Raw genomic sequence first — 17,688 nt, forward strand, 5'->3', positions numbered from 1 at the left:
ATGTTGAGTTAAATAAAGTACAGTAGTTATGCATCATATCATTTTCTTAAAAAAAAATCCGCTATCATATCCTGCCAACTTTCCATCAATTAGCATATCTTGTTCTCCAATAACATAGGATGCAAATTGAGCTTGTAGTTCATAGTCATTAAAATGGTTCAAGAATTTTGCCTCATTAAAAAACCATGCTGGGTAGGATGCATCATAAATAGATGGTGGCACACGTTGCAAGGTAAGGCGGTCAGGTCCCTCATAGACAAACGCCGTACGATCGAAAAAAAGATAAGCTATTCGCAAACCCGTCAAATAACTGAGAAATTCATGCGGTTTTTCCAAATATTGGACAACACTGGATAGAATAATTATATCTGGCAGGCCATCAGCAATACTCTCTTCTATTGTTTTATAAAATTTTAACTGCTTATTTTCAAACTCTTTTTTACCAAGCTCTACATAGGACTCTTGTTCCACAATGTGCCATTCTAACGATTCCAAAGGCTTTAAAAAGTCACGTGTTTGATAATAAGTTGTACCCAAAGAGCCTCCAAAATCAATGACTTTCAATTTCAAATCATTTTTTGTTGCTATATAAAGAAGACTTGAAATTAGTGCAAAAGGATATTCTTTTTTCTCAAATAGCACGGAATCTCTCTCATATACAGCATGCCCATCACGAATTTTAAGCATCGATTGATAGGTTCTGTTCAAAATCAAATTTGCATCATACCCATCTGTTAAGCTTTTAACATCTTCCCAATACATATATCTTCCTGACCAGCCATATCCATGATCAGTCCTTTCTTTATTACTTTTTTTTGAAAAGAACTTCTTTATCATTTATCTTTTATATTTTATATTTTTTAGAATCGCAGAACTCATACTTTACTATTTTGTTATAATGAAGAAAGTAATCTCATCATTTTTACAATGAAATATTGCTATCAAGCGTTATTAGTATAGAATCAAAAATTTTAATCATGGACAACAGTAAAAAACTTTATATCATCCGACATGCCAAAGCTGAAACCATTCCGGGAATAAACGATTTTGACCGAGCTCTTACCTCCGATGGAATTCAGCATGCAAAACAGGTTGCTGCCAAGCTTGCCACAAAATTGAATCTTGACGAAAATAGTATGGTGATCAGCTCCCCAGCCAACCGCGCACTTCAAACAACGCGCACTTTTCTGGACGTCATGGGTTCTTCTTCTTTTGATATTCAGATCGAAGAAACGATCTACGAATGCACATACAAACATCTGCTATCCATTATCAATGCAATTCCTGACCATATCAATCAAGTTCTGCTCTTCGGTCATAATCCTACGTTAACTGATCTCGTTGAATACTTAACCCGGAAAGCGGCATATCTACGGACCTCATCATGCGCAGAGATAAAACTCGACACCGGTTTCACTTTTCAGATGCTCAGCGGCAATTGCGCTGATCTTGGGCAAATAATTGATTAAAATTCAAAGAACCATTTGTATTGAAACACGTCTAGTTGTTCAATCTTTAATAATGACAATAACATTATTAAAAAGTCCTAATAGCATTTTCATTTTCTAATCAACAAAATTTAATAGAAACAAATTCACATAAAAAAAGCCATATACGATTCTTACGTATATGGCTCTTAATTTTAATGATTAAATTGGCTATTTAGCGTTTCTAATATCTTTCATCGGAACTGTTTTCTTGATTCCATCCATTACATAGAAAAATCCAAGGGCGTTTCCCGTAACATTTCCTTGTACATTCGCAGGGACTGCTGACAATAGCCCTTTCCATTTTGTTTCTTGGAACAAATTATATAAAAACTTTGCATATCTCGGCGAAATCGCAAATTTAGAAATCGTTAAACTGTCTTTCCTTCCCATTTCATAACTATAAGTAGCAGCCAGCAATGTATTTAAAACATTTGGAGCTCCCGACCTAAAACTATAACTATAGGGTGCTTTAAAAAATACCATACTTTCATCCGAAAATTCCTTTTGCGGCATGATAAGCCATTTATTGGAATTGCTCATACCAAATAAATATGTATCAACCTTGACATGCCATTTTTTATTAACATCAGATTTTTCTACCGGAATAAAAGACTTTTCTATCGGAACATTGGTGATTAGCTGATCTTGTGATTCATACACCTTTCCATTCAATTCAATTTTTAATTGGAATATATTTCCAACGGTATCTCTTAAATCAAACAATTGACCTCTATAAAGACCATTTCCAACATCTTCAAAATCAATTTGATTTGGACCATTTGTCACGATAACCGTAGCAGCACTAATTCCTTCAAGTTCACTAGTAACGCCAGAAATATGAAGTCGCTTTAATTGAATATATTGCTCTTTATACATGGTATTGATACCACCTTCCACGATCATATCATAAGATTGTCCATCTTCTAGCGCTGATTTTTCACAGGCGTAAAGCATGCTGCAGCAAAACAACAAAACAAGGACTTTCCAATAGATATTTTTATTCATCTGCCCCAACCTAATTTACTAGTTCCAAATTTACATTAACCATACGATTAAAATGAACTTTTAGATACATTGAACATCATTTATTTTAAAATCTTATTGCATAGTTTACTGATGGAACAATTCCTGAAAATGAAGTCTGTTTAACGACGGGGGAACCATTTCCACTCTCTAAAAAACTGTAATATAATGGATTATGTCGGTCAAAAACATTATATAGACCTATATTTAAAGTATTTAGCCGACCTTTTTCTCGCTGTTTTTTCGTTTCTAAATCGAAAGAACAGCTTATATCTAAGCGACTAAAAATCGGCATACGATGTGAATTTCTATCCGAATAAATAGGCATAACTATGCCTTCATACTCCGTAAACCCCATTGGATATGTTAATGGCCTTCCTGACTGTAATACATAAAATGTATTCAAATGAATAGTTGTATTGATATCGTAAGACAAACTAACTTTTGCCACATGTGGAATGTCATAGTTAGCCACGTATTCATTGCCTTTATTTATTCCTACAATTTTGCGAAAGGACCGAGAATAGCTATATAGAACAGTTCCCTCAACAGGGCCTATACGTTTATTAAAAGAAAATTCTAAACCATATACTCGACCGTTTCCCTGTTTTATCTGAGTTTCTATAAAAGGATTTAAAATAAGTTGCGCATGGTCAATAAGTTCAACTTGATTTTTCATCTTTTTCCAATACCCATCTATCGCAATGTATCCTCCATGAATCATTCTATTTATGCGAAATGAGACTGCATCTGTATATTGAGGTTTTATATTTTGCCCAGCAGGTATCCAGGCCTCCAACGATGAAAAAGCCAATTCATCATTCTGTAAAAGCTGTAGATATTGGTATATACGGTTATAAGATATTCTTGCATAATAAGCATCGGCAAACTTATACTGAAAAGAAAAACGAGGTTCGATCCCGTAATAAGTCTTTTTCTTATCCAAATCTCCCGCCAATACTTTGTATTGGTTATTCAATAAATAATATTGTCCAAACGAAGTGCTATAAAAAGCATTTAAACGTGTACCTAAAACGACCCGAAAGGAAGAGTCAATCTTCCAGTTAAAGGATACGTAGCCTGCATACTCATATGCTTGTGCCCTGAAAATATTTTCTTCCTTAGCTAGATCAACGGGAGAAATTTCCCCAGGTTTGAACCTATGCAGCGTCCCTTGGATTCCAAAATCAAGCATGCGATCTAATCCTCCAAAATAGGTAAAATCAGTTTTAAGGCTAAAATCTCTAATTTGGGTCAGCCATGTTCGGTTTTCTGGCGATTCGGGTTTACTGATATCCAACCTGTTCGAATAATTACTAAAAATCGCGGACAAATTCATAAACAGGCGTGGACTATGCACATAATTCCACCGTAATGTAGACGCCCAATTCCCCCAATGATTAGTATTTTTATTAGGTGCAACCACTTTATCTTGCCCGATATATCCAGAAACATAAACCCTATGACGGTCCCCAATTGCGTAATTCAATTTGGCATTATAGTCACTATAATTCCCCTTCACATTGAACAAACGATATTCTTTATTGAACACATTCGATATACTTGATCTTGCCGTCACTAAAAAAGATCCCTTCCCTTTCTTTATAAGTGGACCTTCAGCTCCAATGCGAGCAACTAGTAAGCTTGCGCCTCCGAAGACATGTACTGTGTTTACATCGCCATCACGTGTGCTCATCTCCATGATGGATGAAATCCGTCCTCCGAAATTCGATGGGATAGCATCCTTATAAATTTGAGTATGTTTTAAGATATCAGGATTAAAGACAGAAGTCAAACCAAATAAATGCGATGGGTTGTAAACAACGGCTTCATCCAACAATATAAGATTCTGATCTTTACCACTGCCTCTAACAAACAAGTTACTCCCCCCCTCAGTCAATCCGTTAACACCATTTTGCATCTGTAAAACCTTGATAATATCCGCTTCTCCCTTATAGAAAGAACTTCTCCGAGCTCTATTCCAGTCTATCTTCCCATTTAACACCTGTAATTGCTTACTTCGCCCGATAGAGTCTCCATTGATCACAATTTCACTTAGATTCATATCTAGAGGGGAAAGTTTGATTAAAAATGTACCAAACTCCATATCGGGAGAAAATTTCACAATTTTTGTTTTATACCCGACATAGCTTACCACACAGACATTGGTCTCCAGTGGCAGAGTTAATGAATAAAACCCATATTTATTACTAAAACTACTTTTACTTTTCGCAGCAATCAACAAAGTAGCACCAATCAGGTTTTCACCGCTTAGACTATCTACAACACGCCCCTTAATGGTAAAAGTCTTATCCTCTTTGTAGAAGATCAGGGCCCTATTGATCATTGTGAATCCAATATTGGAATCTTTGAGCAAATAATTAAGAACCTCTTCTAAACTCGATTTATTAAATGATCGACTATAGATAATGTCCTTGTTAAAAATCTGCTCATCATAAGACATGGATATATCGTATGTTTTATGAATTTCGACAAGTATCTGAATGATCTGTTTGTTATGTGTGTCAATTGAAATTTGCGAATCCGTAGGAGAATTCTGCCCCATGGATTTCGAACACATGACTATAACCAACCAGCATAAAAAGAGCAGACGATACAGTATCCTATCTTTCATATCAGCAATGCGAAAAGTCTATTCGTAGATTCTATATCCTTTTTTACCCGATTTCCATTTCACATTGAGGGTCTTGGAGAGAATCTGAACAATCTCATTGAGCGTTTGTCCATCAAAATACATGGTCAGCTTCCGCGCTTTTAAGCTATCCCCAACAACAGTAATATTCGCCCGGAAATGCTTTTCCAAATCCGCGCAGATACTGTCCAATCGAATATTCGAATAGCTCAGTTTCTGAGCAACTTCGGTATCATTTTGCTCAGAAAGATCTATTTTGGACAAGGATGCTGTTTGTTTTTTATACAGGCCCTTCTGATTTTTTTGCAGAATAAGTTCCTTTGCATGATCTCCTTTTCCACTGCTCAAGGCGACAGAGCCCTCCTTAACAAAAACCTCAACATCATTTTCAAGCAAATTCACTTCAAAAGTAGTTCCGATATCACGCACATAATTGTTTTCAAGATCTACGACAAAAGAGTTCCCCGTTTTGTGCTTTACATCAAATAGCGCTTTTCCCTTTTTAAGTTCGACAATCCGTTCTCCCAGAAATGTTCGCCTATTGAACAAAGCTTCCGCTCCTGCATGCAATATCACAATTGAACTATCAGGAAGCAAAATGGGCTGCTGCGCTGCTGATCCATATATTCGGATTTCATTGTCCATCCAGCGGTCAAAGTTCAGATAACAGGCAAAACCGACAACCAACAATACGGCTGCAGCCACAAATTTCATCCAGGGTTTCCAAATCGTGCTAATTGGTATCGCGATCTCTTGGTCCTGAACAATGGCTTCTTTATCCAGCTGCAGTTTAAATTTATCCCATTGACTATTGGTATCTACATTTTTATAGTGTTCCAATGCAATAAGGTCATCGGATATTGTTCTGATTTCATCATATAATCGATGGTTCTCCGTATCATCAGAAATCCAACGTTCAAGTAATACCCCTTCCCTTTCGAAAATAGTCCCATCCAGCTCTTTCTGAATCAAGTCATAAGGAATAAATCTTGAAGTATTGTTTTCTTCCATATCTATAAGATAATAAACTGAACAAAAAGTCCTAATGAAAAAAATAAAAAGCCGATTAGAAGCAACAGAAATGTCTTTTGCCTGGCCAAAGCCACCCGAATTTTATCGTAAGCAATCGTCAAATGATTTTTTACGGTTTTAATGGAAATTCCCAATTGATCCGCGATTTCCTGTTGTTTCATCTTATCGTACTTACTCATAAGAACGATTTTTCGACACTGCGGCGGCAGCCCTTCCAATATACTTTCGATCATCAATAATTTGGATTCGTAAAGTGCTGCGCTATCGATCTGATCTTCCTCATCTGTCAGATCCAGTTCCTTGCTATAATCATTATTCCGTTCTAATAAACGTTGATTCTTTTTGAGGTAAGTAAGCGAGAGATTGATAACACTGCGGGATAGGTAGGCTCCAAGTGATTGATTAATGATCAATTTTCCTGCATTTTCCCATAACATCATAAATACATCATTGGTGAGCTCTTCAGCGATTGCCTCCTCTCGCACATACCGAAAAGACAAGATATACAATTTACGGAAATGACTCTTATAAATAGCTTCAAAAGCATTTCTATCTTTTTGGACTATCTTCTTAAGCAGATCAACGTCATTTGACATAGGACTTCGGTAAAGCTAATAATAAATGCATGTAAAACTAATCAAATTCATCGGACATTATATAACATCTAATTAATTTTCAATCCAATGAAGTTACTTTAACACGACGTAGAAATAAAAAAAAATGCTACAGCAAAGTTTATTGCCTGTATGTTTTTCACTAGGCTGGTTAATAATTACTTTTTCACTACCTTCGTCTTATGGCGAATCAATTGCAATTTGAAAATTCACCCTACCTTAAACAGCACGCACACAATCCAGTAGATTGGATGCCCTGGGGACCGGAAGCTTTAAAAAAGGCAAAAGACGAAAATAAACTGATCATCGTAAGCATTGGCTACTCGGCTTGCCATTGGTGCCATGTGATGGAGCGTGAAAGTTTTGAAAACTCAGCCATCGCCCAAACCATGAATACGTTTTTCGTATCGGTCAAAATTGACCGCGAAGAACGCCCCGATATTGATCAAGTGTATATGCTTGCAGTGCAACTGATGACCAATGCCGGGGGCTGGCCATTGAATTGTATCTGCCTGCCCGATGGAAGACCAATTTACGGTGGTACTTATTTCAAACCGCACGACTGGCAGAATATCTTATTGCAAATTGCACAAATGTGGGCTGAGAAACCAGAAGTTGCATTCGAATATGCCGAAAAGCTAAACAATGGTATTCAACGGGCCGAGAAACTTCCCATCAATCCTATTCCAGCGCAATACACAATCGACGACTTAAATGAAATTGTTACCCCTTGGATCGAGATATTCGATAAAAAGGAAGGCGGATATCAAAGAGCACCCAAATTTCCACTGCCCAACAACTGGTTGTTCTTGCTAAAATATGCTGTGTTGGCCGACGATCGGGAAATCTTGGAACATGTTCATTTTACATTGAAAAAGATTGGATCAGGCGGTATTTATGACCAGATCGGAGGTGGCTTTGCCCGCTATTCGGTGGACCATTATTGGCATATTCCCCACTTCGAAAAAATGCTTTATGACAATGGGCAATTATTATCCCTTTATGCCGAAGCTTATCAACAAAGTCGGGATCCATTCTATAAACGGATCATCGAAGAAACGATTACTTGGGCCGAGCGTGAAATGCTTGCTCCAAACCATGGTTTCTATAGCGCTTTAGATGCCGATAGCGAAGGCATTGAAGGGAAATACTATTCCTTCTCCAAAGTTGAATTTGACGAGGTATTGGGCGATGATGCTCCCCTACTCGGGCAATATTTTAACATAACCCAAGCCGGCAACTGGGAGGAGGAGAAAACCAACATTCCTATTTGCGCCATTAATGCAGACCAGTTAGCAACAAAGGTCAATATGTCAGCTGACGAATGGGCAGATTTTTTAAAAATTTCAAAGAAAAAATTATACAACTATCGTGAACAACGGATCCGTCCGGGACTCGACCATAAGCAGCTAACCACTTGGAATGCGCTATTTCTAAAAGGACTAATAGATGCCTATCACAGTCTTGGAAACAGCCATTTCCTTGAACTCGCTTTAAACAATGCCCAGTTTATCTGTACACATCTTATTCAAGACGATCTCCAGTTATTGCACCAACCCAAAGATAACAATAGAGCGATCGCAGGCTTCTTAGATGACTATGCATTCACTATTGAAGCCTTTATAGCATTATATGAGGCGACATTTGACCTCAATTGGCTCACAAAAGCAAGACAGCTCGCTGATAAGGCCATTGCATTCTTTTACGATGGATCACAAAAAACATTCTACTATACATCGTCGCAGGCAGAGGAACTCATCGCACGGAAAAGCGAAATTATGGATAATGTAATTCCATCCTCTTCGTCGACAATGGTTCGTCAGCTGAAACGATTAGGTTTGCTTTTTGATGATGAAAATTACATCGCCATTACAGACCAATTGCTGGCGAATGTATTCCCGCAAATCAAGACTTATGGTTCGGCTTATTCAAATTGGGCAATATTATTGCTAGAAGAAATATATGGAATCAATGAAATTGCATTGACGGGGGATAAAGCAATGGCTTTCAAAAATGAACTCGGCAACTATTATATTCCAAATAAAATTGTTCTTGGCGGTACAGAAGAAAATCTTCCATTGCTCGAACATAGAGTCGGAAAGGAGACAAAAGCATATCTTTGTAAAAACAGGACCTGCAGTCTACCACAGGATTCCATACAAGCGTTAATAAATTATATTTAATAAACGGTAGCCTCGGGCTTCCAAAAATCAAAATCAGATGGCTATAAAAGCAAACGACGTCGTAGCATTGACGTACAGACTTCACACAGTAGAAAACGGTGAAAAAGTTTTCGTTGAAGAAACAACTGCAGAACAACCTTTAGATTTCTTATATGGTGTAGGTATGATGTTACCTAAATTCGAAGAAAACATCGCAGACTTAAACGTTGGTGATAAAATTTCATTTGAATTGGCACCGGATGATGCTTACGGTCAAAAAGATGACAAGGCATTCGCACAGTTGCCAGTAGATATGTTCAAAGAAACAGGTTTACCTCCAGTAGGAGAAGTATTGCCTTTACAAGACAACCAAGGAAACCAATTCCGCGCTGTAGTAGCTGAGGTTACTCCAGAAGTAGTTGTTGCTGACTTAAACCACCCAATGGCTGGCAAAACATTAAATTTCGATATCGAAATCTTAACTGTACGTCCTGCTACTGAAGAAGAATTGTCTCATGGACATTCACATGGTGTAGACGGTACACAAGGTCACTAATCCTGACCCAAGATACAAAAAAACAAAGCCGGGTGTCAAATGACACCCGGCTTTGTTTTTTTGTTCTTTAAAAATCGTATTTTGTTTTTAAACACACGAACGATGCTAACATTTTCCCAAAAAGTAATTTTATTCAACAAACAACTTCATTACAGAGGAAATTTACCTTCGGAGTTTAACGTAATTAATCCCTACCTCGATAACCCTGAAACGCTTGTCGTGATGGAACAGTTCTACAACAAATACTATAATGACAATCTTAAACGCAAATTTATCATCGGCATTAACCCAAGCAGACACGGTGCAGGTGTAACGGGCGTTCCTTTTACCGATACCAAAAGATTAGCTAGTGCATGTGGCATAGAGATGCAATCCGCACATACCCATGAAGTATCTTCGGTTTTCATGTACGATATGATTGAAGCCTTTGGCGGCCCTGAAATCTTTTATAACCAATTTTATATCAACTCCCCCTTCCCATTAGCGATTGTCAGGCAGACCAAACCCAACAGCTGGATCAATGCAAACTACTATGATGACAAGCAGCTTTTTGAAATGGTGAAATCTTTTATGGTTCAATCCCTAAAACAGCATATTTCCATGGGACTTGAAACTGACGAAGTCTTTGTTCTCGGGAAAAAGAATGCTACTTTTCTCATGAAGATCAACAAAGAAGAGAAGCTTTTCGGAAAGATGACCATTTTGGATCACCCCCGTTATATCCAACAGTATAAATCAAAGGACAAAGAACTGTATATTGACAATTATATCCGATTATTAAGCGACCTATAAAATATGGATAAACATGTTAATCAACTGATAAACAACACGTATCTTATTAACCTCTTTGCTGCGTTACCGTTATTATTATTTATCATCAAGGAGTCCGTGTTTTGTGCGTTATTTAACTCTCCTTCGACAATGATTCGAGGCATCTTCGGGCCTTAATCGTACTTACAAGCAGGTTAGAGCATTTTCTGAGCGGCGTGCTACCGCCTTATCTCCGAGTTAGACTCGGACTCAACACGGACTCATGTCGCTCTCACCACGGACACATCCTGACCATGACACGGATATGCATCGGACGAGATACAAATGGACATCGAAACAGAAGTATTACATCCATGCGCTATTCGTCCTAAATCTTTACTTGAACAATCGTTCAAAAATCTACTGCAAATTTCATAATCCTCATTTACCAGCCATTATCATTTTAACAAAGCTCCATACTTACCAATTTCCATTTTCTCAAAAATAAACAATTATTTGTTTATCAGCATTTTAATTACTTAAATTCAACTTATGGCTATTTTAGAAAATGGTAGTTTGAAGGGCTTGGTCGGAAATCTTGTCTTTCGGAAATCAAATAAAAAAACAATTGTGCAAACTGGCCCCGGCCGTAAAACAAAACAAACGCAGGCGACAAAAGCAGCCGCTAGAGATTTTGGACACTTGAGTACTGCAGGATCCCGTATCAGAAATATAATGGGAGAAATTCACTTAAACATGCACGACGGTTCCATGCACAACCGGCTAATCAATCATTTAAAAAGAGTGATCTGGGCAAACAGTGCTCCTGTGGGCGAAAAGACAATCCGTGGCGGAAAAATTGATCGTCTGATCAATTTCCAGTTCGTCGAAAAATGCCACATGCACGATTACATGCATTTCGACCCGGAAATAAAAATGTTGGGCACAAAGCTAGTCTCCATAAAATTTCCAAAGTTTAACATGCAAAAAGATATTCATCGTCCAAAATACTGCAATCTAATTAAAATAAATTTGATGATTGCGATATTCAACTTTGACAAGCAACAATATATCCGTTGGCATAAACACCAGATTCCTATAAGCTTACAGGCACCTTCAAAAGATATAGAACTCGAAGAGCTATTATTTGATGTGGACTATCAAGATGCTGAGACCGTTCTTATTGGAATGAATATCGAATATTATGAGAGATTCGGCGAAAACAGTTCCCTGCTAAACAACAAAGATTTACATCCAGCCGCCATAGTCGGAGCATTTATTATTGAATCTTAAAAGCAAAATATAGGCATAGGCACGATGGAGAAAATATTACTTCATTTTCTCCAGACTGCTAGACACCATTGCTTTAAAATTACGTAAGTAATTCGACCGTGCATCCGGCTTAAACAATAACCTGATAACATCCTTTTCATAATTTTCTAATATCCTGTGAATTAATTTATCGAGATCAGCTGGATCTGTGCGGTAATCGATATGCAGGTTGCCCGCTATGGCTCGCAAAAATTTAAGCTTATCATAAGCATACAAATGATCCCAAACTTGCAACAGAAGCTTTGCACTGACACGATAATCAATTACCTCAAGCATTTTAGTGTAATTTTTTTCGTGCTCAAGTATCTCAAAATAAATCTTACCGGAATCATAATCGTATCCCATACTATTGCGCAGCATGGTCAGTGTATTCGTTCTGAACTTTTTATTTAAATCCGCATCCTGAGAATTATCCATAATAAAGACATAATCTGCGATATCTCTATTTATATGAAACTTATCCATCTTGACTTGGGCCAACTTGTTTAAGTCACCATTTGCTGAATACAGCTCTTCCAAGATATCCAAAAATGGTAGATTGTACTCCGTCTTTGAATTTGATTCGATGACAACATGACAATACGCGATCGCCCGTTCGGGCTCAACCTTTTTCACAGCCTCAATTAATTTTAAATTATATTTGGCCTCCCAATAGCGAGGAAAAAAATAATCCAAACTTGCTTCGAACATATCATTCTCTAAAAGCACATCGAGAAAAAATTCATCTACTGTTAGAGACATATGGTACGCTTCCTCCAAAAATTCCTCGATCAAACGTTCAATTTTCACACTGATCAAACGCTTCCGATCTGTCTTGGAATTTTGATAGATCAAAATAAACAACTCCAACAGTGCTCCCTGTTGGCCTTCCTCCCACCACAGCTTAGTCCAATACGCATCCATAAGCCTTCCCCATTGGATATCAGATTCAATTTGGGCCACAGCTGTCGATATCTTTATATTGTTGGTTTCAATAAACTTTCTAAAACGTGTGCCCGTATACATGGTTTGGTATTCAATATCCAAAACAGCATTATATACAGCCAAAAACAGATTAATAATTTTTTCGTTTCCGATATTCAACGCCAAATACTCCCAAAACGGCACAAGAGATTTTTCCCATAATTGTAAAATCTTTTTGATCTCAGAAGTTTCTATTTTCTTACGCTTACCTATCACAGAAACAACAGCCTCTTTTAGAATTTTAACGATATCTTTCTCTTGATATTCTTGCTTATTCTTTCCAAACTTCAACAGAAATTGCAGCTCGACATCTTTATTGGATTTGAAAAGCTCCAGAAGCCAAGAGTTGAGCACTTCATGTTCCACGGCTAAAAGCAGCTGTTCGCTTTCCTTGACTTTTTTCAGTGTCACCTTTTTTTTGTTTTTTACCTCGGAGGGCGAATTTTTATCTATACCTGCTAAGGCACAAATCACAGCTAACTGATGCATACAATAGCTTTCCCGACGCCCACAATCGCATGAATGCCCAACAATAGTATCCTTATTTAATTGTATATTTACATCGTAAGAGTACTCCCCTTCATCCACATAAGCCACAAAATTTCCTTTGCCTTCATGTTCCTCCAATTCACGCACAACCAGCTTTTTAGCCTGTGTCAGCCGGTCTTCACTTTGTTTGGCAATTATCTGCAAAATTTTCATATATATTCTGTATACAAGTCTCTACTAAATCGTGTGTGTTAAATTCAAGTAGCTATTATAAAAATTAGTGCTTTGTCGCGCGCAGCATTTCACGCTTGCCTGGTGCACCAGGTGCCTTTTCAATTGAAAATCCCAATGCTTTCATACTGCGTTTGAGGTTTCCGGTAATAGCATAAGTCACAAAAACACCACCAGGTTTAACAAACTGCGCAATATGCCCCAAGGCAGCATCATTCCACATCTCAGGCTGATGCACTGCCGCAAAAGCATCAAAATAAACGACATCAAACAAGCGATCCGACTGGAAATTCATCAATAAGGTATGGTCAATATGAAGCTTTAAGTACTCGTTAATCCGTACGTTTTCCGTCAAAGCCTGCTCGTATGCATTCAAATAGCTTGCCCACACGGTCGGATCTACCGTCGCCTCATAGCCCGTTGCAGCAATAGTGGATAAAGGCAAGGGAAATCCTTCTATTCCGACATATTCCACCTGAACGGATTTGGTCCTAAGAAAGTCAGCTGTTTGCAAAAAATTCAAACCTGTTCCGAACCCCACCTCCAAGATACCGAGGTCGGTTACCCCTGTTGTTTGTACATAGTGGTCAAGCCCTGTTTTTATAAAAACATGCCTGCTTTCCTGTACTGCACCATGTTTCGAATGATAACATTCTCCTATTTCAGCATTAAACAACGTTTTCGAACCATCTCCTGTCGTTACAAATTCCATTTTTATACAAATACTTTAAGTTACAATTTTCACACATTCAGTCTAAACAACTAAACAGTAATCCAAACAAATGGCGCATTCCTTACCCATGACACTTAGTCACTGCTACTGTCCAAAGATAAAAAAGCCGATGCGTGTATCAAAATCCTCATGATTTCCGAAGCACGACCATCTATCAGCGTAGCCTGAAGGAGATGTCAACCAATTAAGCAGTACATCGACTTCCAAATGAAAAATACATATTAATACCGAGCGTGCAGCGATGATGGATACCTCGACAAAAAAAGTTTTCAGTAAGATAACAAGGTCGGCAAAAAGCGGATTTTTTCAGCAAGGTAAAACAAAAATGAACAAACACGCATAAATTCAGCTCGTTTTAATAGACCTATTCGAGAAAAACACTATTTTAGCAATTTAAATACAAAATATTCACAAAACCTAATGAAATATCCAAACCTAATAAGCGCAAGCAATACAACAGCATTGGATATTCTCAATGTGACCAAATACAAAGACAATATAAGCAGTTCTTCCATGTGAATGAACTCCTTTTGAAATAACTAATCATACACCTATGAAATACGCTACAAAAACTTTTGTGCAGAACTACGGCAGTATCTTACTTCTACTCCTTGGGATCAGTATTGGAAGTTTGATCGGCATCTTCTTTCCGCATATCGTCAACAATCTTAAACCGATCGGTGACATTTTCCTAAACCTCCTCTTTGTCAGCGTCATACCATTGGTGTTTTTTGCCATATCCTCATCTGTTGCGAATATCAATGGCGACAGTGTACTGGGAAGGATCATCGGCATGATGTCGTTCGTATTTGTACTGGGTATTGTCGTCGCCGGACTGTCAAGCATCTGCTTCCTTTACCTCTTTCCAGTAGATGCTCCACTGCCTATTGAACAAACAAACAAGATCATGGAAACAGTTGTTCATGATTCTTGGGGTGAAAAAATGGTCCGCTTTTTAACCGTTAGCGAATTTTCAAGTTTATTATCACGACAAAATATGCTGGCCTTTGTCATCTTTTCGTTCCTCGTTGGCATTGCTACGCGCAAATCAGGGGCATCTGCAGAGACCTTCCGTAAATTTATAAACTCGGGCAATGTTGTGATGGGAAATCTGCTCGTGATGGTCATGAACCTCGCGCCCATTGGTTTGGGAGCATATTTTGCCTATCAGGTTGGAACATTAGGCCCTCAGCTTTTTGGTTTTTATGCCAAACCTATCGGTCTATATTACTTTTTTGGAATCTTCTATTTTTTCACGGTATTCAGTTTATTCGCTTTTTTTGCATTCGGACTAAAGGGAATTAAACGTTACTGGCAAAACAATATATTGCCTTCCTTGACCGCATTGAGCAGCTGCAGTAGTCTCGCCACCATGCCAGCCAACTTACTTGCAGCCAAGCAAATTGGAATCCCGGACAGCGTCGCTAGTGTCGTCATTCCCCTAGGCACAACATTGCACAAGCATGGATCCGCGATCGCCTGTATCTTTAAAATCTATATCGCACTTTTATTAAGCGGAAAGGAATTTTTTGATCCAGCCAATCTGATTATGGCGGTTGGCATTACGTTACTGGTGAGCATCGTAGCCGGAGGTATTCCTAATGGTGGCTACATCGGAGAAATGCTGATCATATCGGTTTATCAGATGCCAACGGAGGTGATCCCTTCCATTATGATCATAGCAACCCTCGTCGATCCTCTCGCAACAATGCTCAATGCTACTGGAGATACCGTGGCCGCTATGCTCACCACCAGATTGATCGGGCAAAAACTGGCTGACCCTATTCCCGAAAACCCAGGTTAAACAATCTCCAAACGACAAACATTTGAACGCTGGACCAACGAAGATCCTATCAAGCGGATCCATGTAGGTCCTACTTATGGCTGGCTGATCAAAAACGGTAGGCAAAAAACAGCTCGCCATATTGATGCCGGTGAAACACCGATTTGAGCTCTTTCGAATTGAAGATGTAATTGATACCGTAATTGATCTTGTGGTTAGACCAATTGAAACCAATGCGGTGACTAAGCATCCAAGGCTGAATAGTGTATAATTTGCCTATGGGATCATTTTTACCTCTCCCTCCTTCTACCGTTGCGTTGTAAAAAATACGAGACACGCTTGGTTGATAGACAAAATACCATTCTTTATCATTGTTCGCTCTTCCCTGTGTCAAATGCCCATGTGTAAAGGTGGATGCCTGATAGGATTTCAGCTTCCCCAACCGAAGCGGGGCCGCAATTCCCATATTGGTATTATTTAATCCAATGGTCCCCTCACCTATAATTCCGACATCGAATTGCTGATTTTGACTGCGATATAGTCCTTTTTTATAGGTTGCACTTAAATCAATACCAAAGGAATTTCCAAGCTGCGTATCCCAACCTGTCGCCTCGTACATCCCAAAGAGATGATGGATAAACTTCTGTGCTTCTTCACCGTAGGATTTAGGGCCGATCTGCGCCAATTCAGTCTTAAACTCAACAACCTGATCGTGCGGTAAAAACCGTGTTATCCCAGCACTAAAATAGAGGTAACCTGCAAATGGTCTATCGTATTTCTTTTCCTGCCGTCTATAGTCAATGATACTGATACCATTGTAAATCCGTTGGCCTATTTCAAAATCCAATACCGTATTTGAAGTCTGACTATCTGGTTTCCCTGGCAACGCAATCCTATAGTTGATATTGATACCATTGGTATAATAGCGGTCCTGACCCGTCAGTAGATAAACGTCATTGTCATTTTGGATAGCAATTTCCTGATTACGGAATTTTACCTGTCCAAAAACAAAAAAGCAGGGGAATATAACAGCCCAAAAGAGGCCTAAAAATCGCAAAGCAACACTCATATTAACAGGCAATTGTAAAATTCATGCGATATCATTAGAACCAAAATAGCAAATTTCACTTCAAATTATTCAAAAGCATTCGAATCTAGCTTATTTTTCCAATTAATTCAAACTATTTAGAATAGATATAAATAATATGGAAAAGTTGCATTATTCCTTTCTTAGCGAATCTATTTGTAATTTTGCATTCGATTAGGTCTCAAATGTAATCAATTTGGGATTTTAGTGAGCACAACGTTGTCAGATTTGGGTAATAATCTTTCTGAAAAAACAGGAGGATATCTGGCAGATCGGAACTGCTATTCATCGTTAAGAAAAAACAAACCGGGTGAAACGAGCTCATTTATACGATGAGATCAAACACTTATAAAATAAGTAAATACAAATGAAAAAAAGTTCAATTATTCTAATCGCTATCATTGCTGTCGCAATTGCCATGATACTTGTTATCTATACCGATTCAAGTACCTATTCGACATTTACCGAAGCTAAAGAAAAGAAAACCGAACTATATGTGGTAGGTCAATTGAATAAAGACAAAGCGCTTCATTATGATCCCAAAACTGACGCCAACAAATTTTCGTTTTTCATGCGTGACAACGATGGTACAGAATGTGAAGTGATTTTTAGAGGCGCCAAACCTCAAGATATTGAACGTTCAGAGCAAATTGTATTGACAGGAAAAATGGACGGAAATGTGTTTAGGGCAAGTAAGATATTGATGAAATGTCCGTCAAAATATAACGATAAATCGGTCGTCACCGAGATCAATGCTACTGCTTTCAATAATTAATTCGTAAAATCAATT

General features: G+C 38.1%; 15 protein-coding genes. 7 read left to right on the forward strand and 8 right to left on the reverse strand.

Annotation, left to right across the window (positions count from 1 at the left end):
- Positions 1-33: 33 nt before the first annotated feature.
- Complete coding sequence (locus tag CBM24_RS24035) at positions 34-837, reverse strand: methyltransferase, TIGR04325 family (protein ID WP_088163008.1); 804 nt, start codon at positions 835-837, stop codon at positions 34-36.
- A 140-nt stretch (positions 838-977) separates the two neighbouring features.
- Here CBM24_RS24035 and CBM24_RS24040 point away from each other — a divergent pair, with 140 nt between their 5' ends.
- Entirely contained in the window at positions 978-1,469 is a 492-nt protein-coding gene (locus CBM24_RS24040; protein ID WP_075994251.1) for a SixA phosphatase family protein, read from the forward strand.
- Between the two features lie 189 nt (positions 1,470-1,658).
- Here CBM24_RS24040 and CBM24_RS24045 read toward each other — a convergent pair whose 3' ends face one another.
- From CBM24_RS24045 to CBM24_RS24060, 4 genes are all read right to left on the reverse strand, one after another.
- Positions 1,659-2,495: a DUF4249 family protein gene (locus tag CBM24_RS24045; protein WP_088163009.1), complete on the reverse strand. Its 837-nt coding sequence runs from the start codon at positions 2,493-2,495 to the stop codon at positions 1,659-1,661.
- Between the two features lie 85 nt (positions 2,496-2,580).
- Entirely contained in the window at positions 2,581-5,148 is a 2,568-nt protein-coding gene (locus CBM24_RS24050; protein ID WP_088163010.1) for a carboxypeptidase-like regulatory domain-containing protein, read from the reverse strand.
- 18 nt (positions 5,149-5,166) lie between these two features.
- Positions 5,167-6,177 carry a FecR family protein gene (locus CBM24_RS24055; RefSeq protein WP_088163011.1) on the reverse strand — a complete coding sequence of 337 codons (1,011 nt, stop codon included), beginning with the start codon at positions 6,175-6,177 and terminating at the stop codon, positions 5,167-5,169.
- A gap of 2 nt (positions 6,178-6,179) precedes the next feature.
- A complete protein-coding gene (locus CBM24_RS24060) occupies positions 6,180-6,794 on the reverse strand; it encodes an RNA polymerase sigma-70 factor (RefSeq protein ID WP_088163012.1) in 615 nt (204 codons plus the stop codon).
- A 200-nt stretch (positions 6,795-6,994) separates the two neighbouring features.
- Between CBM24_RS24060 and CBM24_RS24065 the strand changes: the two genes are divergently transcribed.
- The 4 genes from CBM24_RS24065 (at position 6,995) to CBM24_RS24080 (ending at position 11,573) form a co-directional block, all read left to right on the forward strand.
- Complete coding sequence (locus CBM24_RS24065; protein ID WP_088163013.1) at positions 6,995-8,995, forward strand: thioredoxin domain-containing protein; 2,001 nt, start codon at positions 6,995-6,997, stop codon at positions 8,993-8,995.
- Positions 8,996-9,032: 37 nt separating this feature from the next.
- On the forward strand, positions 9,033-9,530 hold the full coding sequence (locus CBM24_RS24070; protein WP_075994257.1) for a peptidylprolyl isomerase: 498 nt from the start codon (positions 9,033-9,035) through the stop codon (positions 9,528-9,530).
- A 102-nt stretch (positions 9,531-9,632) separates the two neighbouring features.
- The gene (locus CBM24_RS24075) at positions 9,633-10,322 is read left to right on the forward strand and encodes an SMUG2 DNA glycosylase family protein (RefSeq protein ID WP_088163014.1); all 690 of its coding nucleotides are present in this window, start codon (positions 9,633-9,635) and stop codon (positions 10,320-10,322) included.
- 510 nt (positions 10,323-10,832) lie between these two features.
- The gene (locus tag CBM24_RS24080; RefSeq protein ID WP_088163015.1) at positions 10,833-11,573 is read left to right on the forward strand and encodes a hypothetical protein; all 741 of its coding nucleotides are present in this window, start codon (positions 10,833-10,835) and stop codon (positions 11,571-11,573) included.
- A 36-nt stretch (positions 11,574-11,609) separates the two neighbouring features.
- On the opposite strand, the gene CBM24_RS24085 is transcribed toward CBM24_RS24080, so the two are convergent.
- Together CBM24_RS24085 and mnmD are read right to left on the reverse strand one after the other, a co-directional pair.
- A complete protein-coding gene (locus CBM24_RS24085; RefSeq protein WP_088163016.1) occupies positions 11,610-13,277 on the reverse strand; it encodes a hypothetical protein in 1,668 nt (555 codons plus the stop codon).
- A 64-nt stretch (positions 13,278-13,341) separates the two neighbouring features.
- Positions 13,342-14,007: a tRNA (5-methylaminomethyl-2-thiouridine)(34)-methyltransferase MnmD gene (gene mnmD / locus CBM24_RS24090; RefSeq protein WP_088163017.1), complete on the reverse strand. Its 666-nt coding sequence runs from the start codon at positions 14,005-14,007 to the stop codon at positions 13,342-13,344.
- Between the two features lie 574 nt (positions 14,008-14,581).
- On the opposite strand from mnmD, the gene CBM24_RS24095 reads away from it, so the two are divergent.
- On the forward strand, positions 14,582-15,832 hold the full coding sequence (locus tag CBM24_RS24095; protein ID WP_070560724.1) for a dicarboxylate/amino acid:cation symporter: 1,251 nt from the start codon (positions 14,582-14,584) through the stop codon (positions 15,830-15,832).
- Between the two features lie 88 nt (positions 15,833-15,920).
- Here CBM24_RS24095 and CBM24_RS24100 read toward each other — a convergent pair whose 3' ends face one another.
- A complete protein-coding gene (locus CBM24_RS24100) occupies positions 15,921-16,880 on the reverse strand; it encodes a lipid A deacylase LpxR family protein (protein WP_088163018.1) in 960 nt (319 codons plus the stop codon).
- A 385-nt stretch (positions 16,881-17,265) separates the two neighbouring features.
- Between CBM24_RS24100 and CBM24_RS24105 the strand changes: the two genes are divergently transcribed.
- Positions 17,266-17,673 (forward strand): cytochrome c maturation protein CcmE, encoded by a 408-nt coding sequence (locus tag CBM24_RS24105; RefSeq protein ID WP_046672794.1) that lies wholly within the window; start codon positions 17,266-17,268, stop codon positions 17,671-17,673.
- Positions 17,674-17,688 lie beyond the last annotated feature (15 nt).

Origin of the sequence: Sphingobacterium sp. G1-14 (assembly GCF_002196555.1) — a bacterium.
GTDB lineage: Bacteria > Bacteroidota > Bacteroidia > Sphingobacteriales > Sphingobacteriaceae > Sphingobacterium > Sphingobacterium siyangense.

What these genes read in the sequence shown, in the direction of transcription:
- CBM24_RS24100 (WP_088163018.1), bottom strand. Translation starts at nt 16,880, where the DNA reads ATGAGTGTTGCTTTGCGATTTTTAGGCCTCTTTTGGGCTGTTATATTC.
- CBM24_RS24040 (WP_075994251.1), top strand. Translation starts at nt 978, where the DNA reads ATGGACAACAGTAAAAAACTTTATATCATCCGACATGCCAAAGCTGAA.
- CBM24_RS24060 (WP_088163012.1), bottom strand. Translation starts at nt 6,794, where the DNA reads ATGTCAAATGACGTTGATCTGCTTAAGAAGATAGTCCAAAAAGATAGA.
- CBM24_RS24055 (WP_088163011.1), bottom strand. Translation starts at nt 6,177, where the DNA reads ATGGAAGAAAACAATACTTCAAGATTTATTCCTTATGACTTGATTCAG.
- CBM24_RS24105 (WP_046672794.1), top strand. Translation starts at nt 17,266, where the DNA reads ATGAAAAAAAGTTCAATTATTCTAATCGCTATCATTGCTGTCGCAATT.
- CBM24_RS24075 (WP_088163014.1), top strand. Translation starts at nt 9,633, where the DNA reads ATGCTAACATTTTCCCAAAAAGTAATTTTATTCAACAAACAACTTCAT.
- CBM24_RS24070 (WP_075994257.1), top strand. Translation starts at nt 9,033, where the DNA reads ATGGCTATAAAAGCAAACGACGTCGTAGCATTGACGTACAGACTTCAC.
- CBM24_RS24085 (WP_088163016.1), bottom strand. Translation starts at nt 13,277, where the DNA reads ATGAAAATTTTGCAGATAATTGCCAAACAAAGTGAAGACCGGCTGACA.
- CBM24_RS24095 (WP_070560724.1), top strand. Translation starts at nt 14,582, where the DNA reads ATGAAATACGCTACAAAAACTTTTGTGCAGAACTACGGCAGTATCTTA.
- CBM24_RS24065 (WP_088163013.1), top strand. Translation starts at nt 6,995, where the DNA reads ATGGCGAATCAATTGCAATTTGAAAATTCACCCTACCTTAAACAGCAC.
- CBM24_RS24045 (WP_088163009.1), bottom strand. Translation starts at nt 2,495, where the DNA reads ATGAATAAAAATATCTATTGGAAAGTCCTTGTTTTGTTGTTTTGCTGC.
- mnmD (WP_088163017.1), bottom strand. Translation starts at nt 14,007, where the DNA reads ATGGAATTTGTAACGACAGGAGATGGTTCGAAAACGTTGTTTAATGCT.
- CBM24_RS24050 (WP_088163010.1), bottom strand. Translation starts at nt 5,148, where the DNA reads ATGAAAGATAGGATACTGTATCGTCTGCTCTTTTTATGCTGGTTGGTT.
- CBM24_RS24035 (WP_088163008.1), bottom strand. Translation starts at nt 837, where the DNA reads ATGATAAAGAAGTTCTTTTCAAAAAAAAGTAATAAAGAAAGGACTGAT.
- CBM24_RS24080 (WP_088163015.1), top strand. Translation starts at nt 10,833, where the DNA reads ATGGCTATTTTAGAAAATGGTAGTTTGAAGGGCTTGGTCGGAAATCTT.